Genomic DNA, 12,551 nt, shown 5'->3' with positions numbered 1-12,551 from the left:
GCTTGACCCTATAGTGGCTACAGGGTCTTTACTTGGCAACAGGCACCTTTCCGGACGCGACCCAATGAGCGATTCCCTTCACATCCACAAGCCCGAAGATGGGCACGATCACGATCACGATCACGATCACGATCACGATCACGATCACAGCCACAAGCTGCAGCCTGTACAGAAGCACGACCATGGCGGGCACGGGGATTCCTGCTGTTCGTCCAAAGTGGCGGCTCCTTCGCTGATCAAGTTGAGCGACAAGCCGACCGACGGCGCACGTCTGAGCAGTTTCCGCATCGAAGCCATGGATTGCCCGACCGAGCAGACGCTGATCCAGAACAAACTGGGTAAGCTATCGGGTGTGCAGCAACTGGAATTCAACCTGATCAACCGGGTACTGGGCGTGACCCACGACCTGCCGAGCACTGCGCCGATTATCGCGGCGATCAAGTCGCTGGGCATGGTGGCCGAACCGCTGGAGCAGGGCACCGAAGCGCCAGCGCCAATCCCCGAGAAAAAGCACTGGTGGCCCCTGGCGCTGTCCGGCGTGGGCGCGCTGGCTGCAGAAGTGATCCACTTCACCAACGCCGCACCGACTTGGGTGGTGGCAATCATCGCGCTGATTTCAATCCTCAGTGGCGGCCTCACCACTTACAAGAAAGGCTGGATTGCGCTCAAGAACCTCAACCTGAACATCAACGCGCTGATGAGCATCGCGGTGACTGGCGCGATCCTGATCGGTCAGTGGCCGGAAGCGGCGATGGTGATGTTCCTGTTTACCGTGGCCGAGTTGATCGAAGCCAAGTCGCTGGACCGGGCGCGCAACGCCATTGGCGGCCTGATGCAGATGACCCCGGAACAGGCCACGGTGCAGCAAGCCGATGGCAGTTGGGTCGAGCAAGACGTCAAAACCATCGAACTCGGCGCGCGAGTGCGGGTGCGTCCCGGCGAGCGGATTGGTCTGGATGGTGAAGTGGTGGCGGGCAGTTCAACCATCGATCAGGCGCCGATCACCGGCGAAAGCCTGCCGATTGAGAAGACTGTGGGCGATAAAGTCTTCGCCGGCACCATCAACCAGGCCGGCTCGCTGGAATACAGCGTGACCGCTGCGGCCAACAACTCGACCCTGGCGCGGATCATCCACGCCGTCGAGCAGGCCCAAGGTGCGCGGGCGCCGACCCAGCGTTTCGTCGATCAATTCTCGAAAATCTACACCCCGGCCGTGTTCATCTTTGCGCTGGCGGTGGCGGTGATTCCGCCGCTGTTCATGGGCGCGGTGTGGTTCGACTGGATCTACCGGGCGCTGGTGTTGCTGGTGGTCGCCTGCCCATGTGCGCTGGTGATTTCCACTCCGGTGACCATCGTCAGCGGCCTTGCGGCAGCGGCGCGCAAAGGGATTCTGGTCAAGGGCGGCGTCTATCTGGAGAGCGGGCACAAGCTCAGTTATCTGGCCTTGGACAAGACTGGCACCATCACTCACGGCAAACCGGTGCAGACCGATTACCTGTCCCTGGATCCGAGCACTGACCAAACCGCGCCAGCCATTGCGGCGGCGCTGGCCGGTCGTTCCGATCATCCGGTGTCGCTGGCCATCGCCAACGCCGCTGTGGATAAACAATTCGCGCCGTTGGTTGTGGATAACTTCGAAGCCCTGGCCGGTCGCGGTGTGCGCGGCGAGATCAATGGTCAGGTGTACCACTTGGGTAATCACCGTTTAGTGGAAGAACTGAACCTGTGCTCGCCTGCACTGGAGGAAAAGCTGTTTGCGCTGGAGAAACAGGGCAAGTCCGTGGTGCTGCTGCTCGACACATCCGGCCCGCTGGCACTGTTCGCCGTGGCCGACACCGTGAAAGAGTCCAGCCGCGAGGCGATCCAGCAACTGCACGACCTGGGCATCAAAACCCTGATGCTGACAGGCGACAACGTCCACACCGCTCAGGCGATTGCCGCGCAAGTTGGCATCGACGAGGCCAAGGGTGATCTGCTGCCGACCGACAAGCTGCAAGTCATCGAAGCCCTTTACGCACAGGGCCATAACGTCGGCATGGTCGGCGACGGCATCAACGACGCTCCGGCGTTGGCGCGAGCCGAGATCGGTTTTGCCATGGCGGCGGCGGGCACCGATACTGCCATCGAGACCGCCGATGTCGCCCTGATGGACGACGATCTGCGCAAGATCCCGACCTTCATCCGGCTGTCACGGCAAACCTCAAACATCCTCAAACAGAACATTGCCTTGGCATTGGTCATCAAAGCGATCTTTCTTGGGGTAACCTTCGCCGGGATCGCCACCATGTGGATGGCGGTGTTCGCCGACATGGGCGTGAGCCTGTTGGTGGTGTTTAACGGTTTGCGCCTGTTGCGCAAATAGACGATGAGGAAGGGGTGTGCTGAGTGCCGAGCTGAAGGCGTTTTATATGGTTGCCCGCCTGGGCAGCATTACCCTGGCGGCGAAAAAACTCGGACTGAGCCAACCCACGGTGACCACGCAGATTCGCAATCTGGAAAGTCAGTACTCGGTTGAATTGTTCTACCGGGGTGGCCGCCGCCTCAGCATCAGCGATGAAGGCGCGCGGTTGCTGCCGATGGTCAAGGCGCTGTTGCAGCAGGAAGCCGACATCGAGTTTTTCTTGCGCAACAGCGGCCAGGTCCAGGGCACATTGCGCATCGCTGCGACGGCGCCGTACTACATCCTCGATTTGGTGAAGACCTTCCGCGAGCGCTTGCCGCAAGTGGAAGTGTCGGTGGAAATCGGCAACTCCCAGCAGGTGCTGGAAGCGCTGGAGGACTACCGGGTCGATGTCGCGGCGTCGTCGCAGTTGCTCGACGATGCACGGCTGATTCGCCGCGTGCTCGGCAGTGATCCGCTGGTGCTGGCGGTGCACCGCAATCATCCACTGGCGGTCCACGACCATGTGCCGCTGAGTGCGTTGGCCGGGCATACGCTATTGATGCGTGAGTCGGGCTCGACCACTCGACGTCTGACCGAGGAATTGCTGGCCAGCGCCGGGGTGAGTTTCGGGCCGCTGCTGGAGATTGGCAGCCGTGAGTCGATCCGTGAGGCGGTGTTGCGCAACATCGGCATCAGCATCATTGCCCGGCAGGAAGTGCCGCATGATCCGCAACTGCGCGTGCTGACCATCGAGAATGCACCGCAGATTCCCGAGTATTTGTACTGCCTCAAAGAGCGAAAAGGCGCACGACTACCAGCGGCGTTTCTGGGGTTGGCGCAGGAAATGGCCCCGGCCTGAAAATCTCTATTGCCTGTTCTGGCCTCATCGTCGGATCGCCGCCCGGAGCAAGCTCGCTCCCACATTGAAATGCGTTCCCCTGTGGGAGCGAGCTTGCTCCGGGCGGCGTTCCGACGATGACGTCAGTCCGGGCAACCAAAATCCTTGAATACCACTATCAGCCGTTTTTGCCTCACTGCCACATGTCGGACGCATTACAAATCTAGGATGGCTCTCATCTGCTTGATGAGGTCTGTCCATGAACCACTCGATCGCAACTGCCCTGACCAACCCCGGCGCCCCGATGAAGGTGCGCGGTGTGCAGAAACGCTTTGGCGCCTTCACCGCGCTGGATAACGTCTCTCTCGACGTGGCGGCCGGTGAGCTGGTGTGTCTGCTCGGTCCGTCCGGCTGTGGCAAAACCACTTTGCTGCGCTGCATCGCCGGCCTGGAGAAACAGGACAGCGGCGAGTTGTACCTCGGTGATCGCGACGTTTCCCACCTGGCGCCCCAGGCTCGGGACTACGGCATTCTGTTTCAGTCCTACGCGCTGTTCCCCAATCTCACCGTCGAAGCGAACATTGCCTACGGCCTCGCCGGCAGTGGTCGCGATGAAGTGCGCCAGCGCGTCGGTCAGATGCTGGAGCTGGTCGGCCTGATCGGCAGTGAGAAAAAGTACCCCGGCCAATTGTCCGGCGGCCAACAGCAGCGAGTCGCACTGGCCCGGGCCCTGGCGCCGGCACCTTCGTTGCTGCTGCTGGACGAACCGATGTCGGCCCTCGACGCCCGGGTTCGCGAGCATCTGTGCACCGAACTGCGCCAACTGCAGCGCAATCTCGGCATCACCACCCTAATGGTCACCCATAACCAGGACGAGGCCATGCTGATGGCCGACCGCATCGCCGTGATGAACAACGGCAAGGTCGAGCAATACGCCACGCCGCGGGAAATCTACGACCGCCCGGCCACACCGTTTGTGGCGGAGTTCGTCGGCCAGGGCAACTGGCTGCCATTTCAGCGCAGCAGCGACAGCCACGCCCAGGTCGGTGGGATGAACATGCGCCTGGCCGCAGATTCTGGCAACGCCGCCTCGGGTCGTTTGTTCTGCCGCCCCGAAGCGATCAGCGTCAACCCGCCCGTACATGAAGAAAACCTGTTTCCAGCCAAGGTTCGCGAGATTACCTTCCTCGGCAACCGCTGCCGCATGAGCTTCGAACTCGATCAACTACCGGGTCATGCGCTCCTGGCGGAACTGGCGCCAGAAGCCATGCCGCGCCTCGGCGCGCAGCAGATCATGGTCGCCTTGCCACCGCGCAGCCTGCAGGTGTTTGCCTGATGAGCGCGAACCTCGCGCTGCCGATACCGCACAAGCAGGTTCGGCAGACCTCCCGTGCCGAGATTGGCGACCGGGTGTTCGTGGTCGGGGGCAAGGCCCTGTTGTTGGTGTTGCTCGGCGTTGCGGTACTGATGCCGTTGCTGGCGATCTTCTGGCGCGGGTTCAGCTCCGAAGCCGGGCAGGGCGGCGGTCTGGTGGCCGCCCGTGAATTGGTGACCAGCGCGAACTTCCACTGGTTGCTCGGCAATAGCCTGAAAGTTTCCCTCAGCGTGGCGGCGATTGTCGTACCGCTGGCGTATCTGTTTGCCTACGCGCTGCAACGCACATTGATACCGGGCAAAGGCATCTGGCGTGGGATGTCGCTGTTGCCGCTGATGGCGCCGTCGATGTTGCCGGGTATTGCGCTGGTTTATCTGTTCGGCAACCAGGGCATGTTGCGCGGTTTGCTCTCGGACAATATCTACGGTTTCTGGGGCATTGTTCTGGGCGAGGTCATCTACACCTTCCCACACGCGTTGATGATTCTGCTGTCGGCGCTGTCCCTGGCGGATGCGCGGCTGTTCGATGCCGCCTCCAGCATGGGCGCCAGTCCGACGAAAGCTTTCCGAAGCATCACCTGGCCAGCGACCCGTCAGGCTGTGTTCGCGGCGTTCTGTCTGGTTTTCACCCTGACCATCACCGACTTCGGCGTGCCCGTCGTGGTAGGTGGTGATTATCAGGTGCTGGCGCTGGAAGCCTACAAAGCCGTGGTCGGCCAACAACAATTCGGTCGCGGCGCGTTGATCGGCATGGTCCTGCTGCTGCCAGCGCTGTTCAGCTTCGGTGTCGACGCCTGGCTGCGTCGGCGTCACGGCGACTCCATGAGCGGTCGGGCACAGGTCTTTCAACCGGCGCCGTCGAAACTGCGGGACGGCTGGTACCTGGCCATCGTGCTGCTGATCTGCGCGGTGTTGCTGCTGGTGTTCGGCATGGCGGTGTATTCGTCACTGGTGAAATTCTGGCCGTACAACCTGTCGCTGTCGCTCAACCATTACCAGTTCAACGACACGGCGGGCGGTGGCTGGCTGGCCTACGGCAACAGCGTGAAGATGGCGCTGTGCACGGCGTTGATCGGTAGCGTGCTGATCTTCACCGGCGCTTATCTGATGGAAAAAACCAAGGGCCAGCGCGGGCTGAATCTGACACTGCGCATGCTCAGTTTCGTACCGATGGCGGTGCCGGGTCTGGTGCTGGGCCTGGGTTACGTCTTTTTCTTCAACCTCAGCGGCAACCCGCTGCATGTGCTCTACGGGACCATGACCCTGCTGGTGGTGTGCACCATTGCTCACTATTTGACCACCGCGCAAATGACCGCGACCACGGCGCTGCGCCAACTCGACGCCGAGTTCGAAGCCGCCGCTCTGTCGCTCAAGGCACCGCTGTATCGGCATTACCTGCGCGTCACCGTGCCGATCTGCCTACCGGCGCTGCTGGACATCGTGCGTTACCTGTTCGTCTCGGCCATGACCACTGTCTCGGCGGCGATCTTCCTCTACAGCCCCGACACCATCCTCGCGGCGGTGGCGGTACTGAACATGGATGACGCCGGCAACGTCGGCGGCGCGGCGGCGATGTCGACTTTGATTCTGTTCACCTCGGCGGGCGTGTCCCTGTTGCTGGCCTGGGCCACGCGCGGTTTGTTGCGCCGCTCCCAGGCCTGGCGGCAGACCGCGCCAGGCCATTGATTCGCTTCAACCCCTCAACTCAAACAGGAAAAGATCATGTTCAAGCCCCTGGCCCTGGCCGCTGCTGTCCTCACCGCTTTCAGCCTGAACGCCTTCGCGGCGAAAACCGAGTTGACGGTGTACACCGCCCTCGAAGCCGAACAACTGAAAACCTACAAAGAAGCCTTCGAAAAGGCCAACCCGGACGTCGAGATCAAGTGGGTGCGCGACTCCACCGGCATCATCACCGCCAAACTGCTGGCCGAAAAAGCCCGCCCGCAGGCTGATGCGGTGTGGGGCCTGGCCGCTTCGAGCCTGGCGATCCTCGACCAGCAAGGCATGCTGCAAAGTTACGCGCCGAAGGACCTGGGCAAGATCGGCGGCAACTACCGCGACGCCGCCAACCCGCCGGCCTGGGTCGGCATGGACGTCTGGGCTGCGACCATTTGCTTCAACACTGTCGAAGCCGAAAAGCAGGGCCTGAGCAAACCCGTGAGCTGGCAGGACCTGACCAAGCCTGAGTACAAAGGCAAGATCGTCATGCCCAACCCGGCCTCGTCCGGCACCGGTTTCCTCGACGTCAGCGCCTGGCTGCAAACCTTCGGCGAGAAGCAGGGCTGGGCCTACATGGATGGGCTGCACCAGAACATCGGCCAGTACGTTCACTCCGGTTCCAAGCCTTGCAAGCTGGCGGCTTCGGGTGAATTCCCGATCGGCATTTCCTTTGAATACCCGGCCGTTCAACTGAAGCGCCAAGGCGCGCCGCTGGACATCATCCTGCCGAAAGAAGGCCTGGGCTGGGAGATCGAAGCCACCGCCGTGATCAAGGGCACACCGCACGAAGAGGCTGCGAAGAAACTGGCTGACTTCTCTGCGAGCCCGGCAGCGATGGAACTTTATAAAGAGAACTTCGCGGTGCTCGCGCAACCAGGTATTGCCAAGCCGCAGACCGAGTTGCCGGCGGATTATGAGCAGCGTTTGATCAAGAACGACTTTGCCTGGGCTTCGAAGAATCGTGACGAAATCCTGACCGAATGGCGCAAGCGCTATGACGGCAAGTCCGAGAAAGTGGCTGCCAAGTAAGATCTTCATCGGCTGACAGGGCCCCTTCGCGAGCAGGCTCTCTCCCACTTTGGAATGCATTCCCCTGTGGGAGCGAGCTTGCTCGCGATAGCGGTCCTGAGTTCAGGACAAAACCCCATGACACACCACAACGACATGCTGATCGTCGGCGCTGGCATTTTAGGCCTGTCCCACGCCTACGCCGCCGCCAAGCGCGGTCTCAAGGTCATGGTTTTCGAGCGCAGCGAAACGCCTTTGGGCGCCTCGGTGCGCAACTTCGGCCAGGCCCTCGTCACTGGCCAACCACCGGGCCCGATGCTCGAACTGGCCAAGGCCAGCCGCGAGATCTGGGGCCAATGGGCACAACTCGCCGGCCTGCAACTCAAGCGCAATGGCTCGTACCTGTTCGCTCGCACCGACGCTGAAGAACACCTGCTGGAAGCCTTCTGCGCCGGCCGCGCCGTGGAACACGGTTACCGTGTCGATCTGCTGCGCGGCGCTGCATTGCGCGATCTATACGGCGGACAGTTCCGCCATCACCGCGCCGCGTTACACGGCATGGACGATCAACAACTGTATTCCCGTGAAGCCATTCCAGCGCTGATCGACTATCTGCGCCGCGAACTCGGCGTCGAGTTCCACTTCTCCACGTTGGTCCGCGACATCGAGCCCGGCCGCTTGCACAGCACTGCCGGATCCTTCAGCGCCGAGCAGATCATCGTCTGTTCCGGCCACGATTATCAGACCTTGCTGGCCGAGCCAATCGCCGCGCTCAACCCGCAAATCTGCCGCTTGCAAATGCTCCGCGCCCGACCGCAGGTCAACCTCAACTTGCAACACGCGCTGCTCACCGGTTTGAGCTGCGTGCACTACGGCGCTTTTGCCGATCTGCCGGAAGCGGCGGCGGTGCAAGCGCAAATCTTGCGAGAGGAACCGCATCTGCATGAAAACGGCATTCACCTGCTGATCAGCCCGACACCTTATGGTGAATTGATCATCGGCGACTCCCACCACTACGGCAGCGATCCATCGCCGTTCAATGCCGAGCAAGTGGACAAATGGATGATTGAGCTGGCCGAGCAGACGTTGGGCTGTAAAGTGCAAGTGGTCGAACGCTGGCAGGGCGTCTATGGTTCTCGTGGACCGGGGCCGTTCTCGTTCCTGCGTCCTATGCCGGGTGTGAGCGTGGCACTGATGCACACCGGTGTCGGCATGAGCGTCGGGCCGGCGATGGCTGAACGTAACGTAGCGACGTTGTTGGGAGAGCTTTGATGGACCGTAATGAGCAAGTGATCGCCGAGGTGTTCGGTCTGTACGAGCGCTTTGGCGACAGCGATTACATCGGCGAGCCGGTGTCGCAGATCGAGCACATGTCCCAGGCCGCCGAACTGGCCATGGCCGAGGGTTTCGATGACGAAGTGGTGCTGACCGCGTTCTTCCACGACATCGGGCATATCTGCGCCGAGAGCGCCGAGAGCATGGGTGGCTTCGGTGTGGTCAGTCACGAACGCTTGGGGGCGGATTACTTACGCCGCGCAGGTTTCAGCGAGCGCATGGCGCGGCTTGTGGAGTACCACGTTCAGGCCAAGCGTTATCTGACGCTCAAAGAACCGGGGTACTTCGAGCGCTTGAGCGAAGCCAGCCGCCGGACGCTGGAGTATCAGGGCGCAGTGATGACCGCTAAAGAGGCTGAAGATTTCGAGCAGGATCCGTTGTGCGCGGTCAGTTTGCGGATGCGCCAGTGGGATGAGCAGGCCAAGGAAATGGCGGTGCCGGTGATTGATCTTGGTCTCTTGAAAGAAAAGGCGTTGCGCCTGCTGGCTGCGTGATCGTTCCCACGCGAACGTGGGAATGATCCGATCAAGTCACTTTCTCAGCCAGTATCTCAACCTGCTCCTGCCTTTCCGCCTGACTCAACTTCGGATGCGGATTAAGCGACGACCACTGCGGATGCGCCCGCGCCTTGTTTAGTGCCTCGGGCAGTTTGCCTTCGCGCCAGGTCTTGTCCTGTGGCGTGGCCACTTCGATGCTGTCCATCGCTGCATGCCCGCGTGCATTGAGCGCGTGCAGCAGTTGCCGCTGACGCAACGCCAATAGCCGCAGCACACTGTCATCGACGGTCAGCTCTCGCTGGCCTTTGATCTTGCCCATTAACCGGCTGCCATAACTGCGGGCGGTTTGCAGGGCGCCGCCAGCGATCGCCCCGGCGAGTGCCGCTGCGCCGAGGGTCAGGCCGCCTACCAGCAAGTCGACCCCGGCCCCGGCTGCCGCGCCGGCCGCGATGCCACCACCGACTCGCACGCCGAGCTGTTTCAGGGTTTCCGGGTTGAACAGGTCGTCACCCCAGCGGCCATCGAGCAGAGGCAGGTCACTGGCGGCCGCGTCCTGTGGACGGAAGGCGTAGAGCTTGAGCAGCGTTTCGACACAGCGTTGTTCCCGTTGGCGAACCGCTTTGCGCAATTCGCTGATGGCTTGTTGTTCCTGCTCGGCGTTGCTGACCACGCTGCGTCGGCACGCGGCGCAGTCGATCAACAATTCGGCAATTAGCCGCGCCGCACTCTGTTGCCGGGCCAGACGTTGGGCTTGCTGATCGGCGATCAGGCGTTCCAGTTGCGGGCGGGCGTTTTCCAGCAGCAGTGCGAGGCTTTCATACAACCGACGTTCGCCATCCTCCGGCGGTGCGACGCTGTCGAAACGCACCAAGGCATGCAAGCCCAGACGTGCCAACGCTTCACGCCAATCCGGCTCGCGGTGATTGGCGCTGCTGACGAAATTCAGCACCGGCAGCAGCGGTTTGCCGCAGCTGGCCAACACTTCCAGTTCGTCGCGGTATTTGGCCAGCACCGGTTCCCGGGCGTCGATCACGTAGAGACCGGCGTCGCAGGTCAGCAGTTGCCGCAGCACCTTGGCTTCCTGTTCGAAACGCTGCCGGGCTTCGCTGCCTTCAAGGAATCGCGCCAGACGTGCCGGGCCGTCCAGGCGTTCGCCGGGGCGTTCCAGACGTTCGAGGTAGTCGAGCAGGGCGATGGCGTCTTCCAGGCCCGGCGTGTCGAAGAGATCGAGCAACGGCTCGCCGTCCACCGACAATCGTGCGCCCTCGACGTGGCGGGTGGTGCTGGGGCGATGGGAGACTTCACCGAAACCGACATCACGGGTCAGGGTGCGCAGCAATGAGGTTTTGCCGACGTTGGTGTGGCCGACTACTGCGAGCTTCAAGGGCGCTTTCCATGGATTAGTCATGGCCGCTCTCCAGCCAGTTCAACGGCACGCAATCGGCGAACGGCAGGTCCATCTGTTGCAGCGCCACGTGCCAGTCACCCAGCCTTTCGGCGTCCAGCGCTTCGCCCGGTGGTGCTTGCAGCAACCAGACGCGGGTGGCACTGGCGCTGCGCGCCAGTTCGGCGATCAATGCCAGACTGCCGCGGTCCGGCGAACGTCGCGGATCGCAGGCAATGGCCAAGCGTGCCGGGGGGAAGCGGCTCAGCTGTTCGAGGAGTTTGTTGCGCGATTCGCGGCTGTCGAGAATGCCGGCGTTGCTCACGGTTTTCGGCAGTGGCGGCGGCCACGGGCGTTGATCGTCCAGCTCGATGGCCACCAACAGCGCACCATCGCTTGGCAGGTCGCTGACACCGCTTTCAATATGATGCAGTTGCTCTGGCGCCGCGTCGCTGATGCCCAGTCGTTCACTGGTCGGCATCAGCCGTTCGCGCAACTGGGCGTAGCCGGGCAGGTTCAAATCCAGATGCAATGCCGCTTGGCCGGTTTTCCAGCGCCACAGGCAGAACAGCGCCAGCAACAATCGCGGCAAAACACCGTAGACCACCAGCACACCGACCAGCCATGTTGCCCAGGCCTGACGGGCGCTTTCGATGTTCAGCGCGGCATCGCCGCTGGCGCGGATCATTTCCACGGTCGGAACGTTGAAGCCCAGCATGGCCGGCAGGGCACCGAGGGCCTGGGTCATGGCGACGAAAGTGTCGCCGCCCAGGAGCGTGGTTTCCCAGACGAAGCCGTAACGCCGGGTCGCCATTAGCATCAACAGCATCACCAGCGCGCTGAGCATCGCCAGCAACCACAAGCCGTTGACCAGTACGCCGACCGCCCAGCGATTGAGTTTCTGTCGTTGCAGCAAGAGCAGCAGGGCCGGGGCCAGTTGCGCCGCTTTGGCATCGCGAGCGAGTTTTTCGCTGAGCCATAACCATATGCGGCCGAGGGTGGCCCCGTGTTCGCCAGCGAAGGCCAGGCCCAACGCCCAGCTCAGCAAAAGAATCAGGTTCAGTCCGAGCAAACTGCCCAAGGCCCAGAACACATTGACCGGGGGTTGTCCGTCGCCCAGCGCGGCAATCGCCAGGCCGGCGCCGCTGGCGACGGCGAGAACAGCCAGCACCAACAGTGCCAGTCGCGAACCTTGCAGCCAATGTTTGAGGGCGCTGGTCAGTCCATCGCGGTCGGCCAGCCACAGGGCGCGGCGTTGAATGCGTGTCGGCAGATCACCGCCCGCGCTGCGGGCCAGTCGGTTGGCTTCCAGATCATCCAGGGGGCCGGCGTGTTCTTCACGCAGGCGCACCGTCTCGGTCAGCCAGAGGTTTTGCAGTGGAGTCAGTTCAGTCACGCGCCATCCCGTCGCTCAATTGAACGGTGAGCATAACCGCTGTGGCGCTTATCGGGGTACGGGAGGCTCTGGTATCCTCGCCGGCATGACTAAATCACTCCCCCTCAGCCTGATCGCAGCCCTCGGTGAAAACCGTGTGATCGGCGTCGACAACAGCATGCCCTGGCACTTGCCGGGGGACTTCAAATACTTCAAGGCCACCACCCTCGGCAAGCCGATCATCATGGGTCGCAAGACCTGGGATTCCCTCGGTCGTCCGTTGCCGGGGCGGTTGAACATCGTGGTCAGCCGTCAGGCGGATCTGGCGTTGGAGGGTGCAGAGGTTTATCCGTCGCTGGAGGCTGCGGTAGTTCGCGCCGAAGAGTGGGCGCGGGAACAGGGCGTCGATGAGCTGATGCTGATTGGTGGGGCGCAGTTGTATGCGCAGGGGATGGCTCAGGCTGATCGGCTGTATTTGACGCGCGTGGCGCTGAGCCCTGAAGGGGATGCGTGGTTTCCGGAGTTTGATTTGAAAGAGTGGACGTTGGTGTCGAACGTGCCAAATCCAGCGGAAGGCGATAAGCCGGCTTACAACTTCGAGGTGTGGGAAAAAGCCTAAAAGCATCGCGAGCAAGCTC

10 protein-coding genes are annotated in these 12,551 nt (G+C 62.0%); 8 read left to right on the top strand and 2 right to left on the bottom strand.

All coding sequences use genetic code 11. The features are described from left to right. Positions 1-64: 64 nt before the first annotated feature. From MO767_RS23750 to MO767_RS23720, 7 genes are all read left to right on the top strand, one after another. Complete coding sequence (locus MO767_RS23750; RefSeq protein WP_282482496.1) at positions 65-2,362, top strand: heavy metal translocating P-type ATPase; 2,298 nt, start codon at positions 65-67, stop codon at positions 2,360-2,362. Positions 2,363-2,378: 16 nt separating this feature from the next. Then, positions 2,379-3,242, top strand: coding sequence for a LysR family transcriptional regulator (locus MO767_RS23745; protein WP_282482495.1), 864 nt, complete (start codon positions 2,379-2,381; stop codon positions 3,240-3,242). 238 nt (positions 3,243-3,480) lie between these two features. After that, on the top strand, positions 3,481-4,557 hold the full coding sequence (locus MO767_RS23740; protein ID WP_282482494.1) for a putative 2-aminoethylphosphonate ABC transporter ATP-binding protein: 1,077 nt from the start codon (positions 3,481-3,483) through the stop codon (positions 4,555-4,557). Continuing rightward, a complete protein-coding gene (locus MO767_RS23735) occupies positions 4,557-6,281 on the top strand; it encodes a putative 2-aminoethylphosphonate ABC transporter permease subunit (protein ID WP_282482493.1) in 1,725 nt (574 codons plus the stop codon). Before MO767_RS23740 ends, MO767_RS23735 begins: the two co-directional genes overlap by 1 nt. Positions 6,282-6,317: 36 nt before the next feature. After that, complete coding sequence (locus MO767_RS23730) at positions 6,318-7,343, top strand: putative 2-aminoethylphosphonate ABC transporter substrate-binding protein (RefSeq protein ID WP_282482492.1); 1,026 nt, start codon at positions 6,318-6,320, stop codon at positions 7,341-7,343. 117 nt (positions 7,344-7,460) lie between these two features. Next, entirely contained in the window at positions 7,461-8,594 is a 1,134-nt protein-coding gene (locus MO767_RS23725; protein ID WP_282482491.1) for a TIGR03364 family FAD-dependent oxidoreductase, read from the top strand. Next, complete coding sequence (locus MO767_RS23720) at positions 8,594-9,151, top strand: phosphonate degradation HD-domain oxygenase (protein ID WP_282482490.1); 558 nt, start codon at positions 8,594-8,596, stop codon at positions 9,149-9,151. Before MO767_RS23725 ends, MO767_RS23720 begins: the two co-directional genes overlap by 1 nt. 31 nt (positions 9,152-9,182) lie before the next feature. Here the strand turns inward: MO767_RS23720 and MO767_RS23715 are convergent, their stop codons facing one another. Next, positions 9,183-10,562 carry a GTPase/DUF3482 domain-containing protein gene (locus tag MO767_RS23715; protein ID WP_282482489.1) on the bottom strand — a complete coding sequence of 460 codons (1,380 nt, stop codon included), beginning with the start codon at positions 10,560-10,562 and terminating at the stop codon, positions 9,183-9,185. Continuing rightward, positions 10,555-11,934, bottom strand: coding sequence for a DUF2868 domain-containing protein (locus MO767_RS23710; protein ID WP_282482488.1), 1,380 nt, complete (start codon positions 11,932-11,934; stop codon positions 10,555-10,557). Before MO767_RS23710 ends, MO767_RS23715 begins: the two co-directional genes overlap by 8 nt. Positions 11,935-12,019: 85 nt before the next feature. Between MO767_RS23710 and MO767_RS23705 the strand changes: the two genes are divergently transcribed. Further along, positions 12,020-12,532, top strand: a complete 513-nt coding sequence (locus tag MO767_RS23705) for a dihydrofolate reductase (protein WP_282482487.1) — start codon at positions 12,020-12,022, stop codon at positions 12,530-12,532. Positions 12,533-12,551 lie beyond the last annotated feature (19 nt).

Origin of the sequence: Pseudomonas sp. UYIF39, from assembly GCF_029963765.1 — a bacterium.
Lineage (GTDB): Bacteria > Pseudomonadota > Gammaproteobacteria > Pseudomonadales > Pseudomonadaceae > Aquipseudomonas.
Note: the sequence above shows the minus strand (reverse complement) of the source record. Positions and strands in the feature narration are given on the sequence as shown.

Bases quoted from the DNA above. Each gene is read 5' to 3' on its own strand.
- MO767_RS23750 (WP_282482496.1), top strand. From the start codon at position 65: ATGAGCGATTCCCTTCACATCCACAAGCCCGAAGATGGGCACGATCAC.
- MO767_RS23740 (WP_282482494.1), top strand. From the start codon at position 3,481: ATGAACCACTCGATCGCAACTGCCCTGACCAACCCCGGCGCCCCGATG.
- MO767_RS23735 (WP_282482493.1), top strand. From the start codon at position 4,557: ATGAGCGCGAACCTCGCGCTGCCGATACCGCACAAGCAGGTTCGGCAG.
- MO767_RS23730 (WP_282482492.1), top strand. From the start codon at position 6,318: ATGTTCAAGCCCCTGGCCCTGGCCGCTGCTGTCCTCACCGCTTTCAGC.
- MO767_RS23725 (WP_282482491.1), top strand. From the start codon at position 7,461: ATGACACACCACAACGACATGCTGATCGTCGGCGCTGGCATTTTAGGC.
- MO767_RS23720 (WP_282482490.1), top strand. From the start codon at position 8,594: ATGGACCGTAATGAGCAAGTGATCGCCGAGGTGTTCGGTCTGTACGAG.
- MO767_RS23715 (WP_282482489.1), bottom strand. From the start codon at position 10,562: ATGACTAATCCATGGAAAGCGCCCTTGAAGCTCGCAGTAGTCGGCCAC.
- MO767_RS23705 (WP_282482487.1), top strand. From the start codon at position 12,020: ATGACTAAATCACTCCCCCTCAGCCTGATCGCAGCCCTCGGTGAAAAC.